This window comes from Mesorhizobium sp. M7A.F.Ca.US.005.03.2.1, from assembly GCF_003997795.1.
GTDB classification, from domain to species: domain Bacteria; phylum Pseudomonadota; class Alphaproteobacteria; order Rhizobiales; family Rhizobiaceae; genus Mesorhizobium; species Mesorhizobium ciceri.
Genome location: NZ_RZRP01001336.1, coordinates 1 through 1,033, shown reverse-complemented (window position 1 = coordinate 1,033; position 1,033 = coordinate 1). Strand labels below are relative to the sequence as shown.

Here is a 1,033-nt window from a genome sequence, read left to right as displayed (position 1 = left end):
CGCGTGACGCGGAGAACGCGCGGCGAGGCCTTTTCCGTCCAGACGATGTTCTCGGCAGATGAAAGTCCGTCACCGGTGACAGTGAAATCGCGCGCCCCACCGTGCGGCGAAGTCAGATTGTCCGAGCAGGTCTTCGGTATTTGCGCTTAGCGACGCAAGCTGACTGCACTCGACGATGAAGGCGTCGTTCCGGATCAGATATTCGGCAGCGAACTCCGACGCTTCGTAGTCGCGCATGTGCACATAGGCCGCTGGATTGGTCCAATCGCCTTGCAATTTGCCTGGTCCTCTCCCGATGCCAGCACTCGGCTGCGAGCTTCGGAATCAGCATCGGGGTCGATGCGCGGGCTGGGTAGTTGGAGAGTCAGCAAACCGCTGTGCTGATTCAGCAAAGCGTGGCGCATGGCAGGCTGCACCTAGTGGGGCGCACCGCCCGCCAGAAGATACCGATAACCACTCGTCGTCATCCACCGCGCGCGGGCAAGATGGGTCTCCCAGGACTTGAACGCTCGCTCCGGCTCATGCTCAGGATCGATGTGCAGGACGATCCTGGCCACCTCGCGCCAGTCCGCATCTTCGGCCGCCGCATCAAGAAGGCGGATGTAGGTGAGCAGTCGCTCCTCGTCATAGCCGGTCAGGATCGGGGCATCCGGTGCAACGTCGGCAACATCGGGATCAAGGAGTGGTTTAAGCACGGCCCACCAAAATTCGTGGAAGCACAAGTGGCTGCGTTCATAAGATAACCAGATTTTCTGGTTATCTGGATTTCCATTTAATTGATCTGCCGGTTTCGTCAAGGACCGGCAGCGAATGCAAAAGACACTTCGGTCGCCAAGACATTTGCGACTTATCCAATTGATCGTGGACAAGCGCAAAGCTGCAGGCTTGAGCCAAGCCGACTTGGCAAAGGCAATCGATCGATACCAATCGGTAGTCGCAGCGATCGAGTCGGGAGGACGGCGCTTGGACGTGATCGAGTTTCTCGACTTGGCTGAAACGATCGGATTCGATCCCCATGATATTCTGAATGAGG

Annotated in this window: 3 protein-coding genes; 1 reads left to right on the top strand and 2 read right to left on the bottom strand. The window is 57.8% G+C overall.

All coding sequences use genetic code 11. From position 1 onward, the window contains the following. Positions 1-69: 69 nt before the first annotated feature. Positions 70-276 (bottom strand): DUF6499 domain-containing protein, encoded by a 207-nt coding sequence (locus EN991_RS40160; RefSeq protein WP_281056293.1) that lies wholly within the window; start codon positions 274-276, stop codon positions 70-72. Between the two features lie 140 nt (positions 277-416). After that, positions 417-695 carry a DUF2285 domain-containing protein gene (locus tag EN991_RS37555; protein ID WP_127370593.1) on the bottom strand — a complete coding sequence of 93 codons (279 nt, stop codon included), beginning with the start codon at positions 693-695 and terminating at the stop codon, positions 417-419. Between the two features lie 115 nt (positions 696-810). Here EN991_RS37555 and EN991_RS37550 point away from each other — a divergent pair. Continuing rightward, positions 811-1,033, top strand: a 223-nt coding sequence (locus EN991_RS37550) for a helix-turn-helix transcriptional regulator (protein WP_164769724.1), incomplete at its 3' end; no start/stop codon positions are given.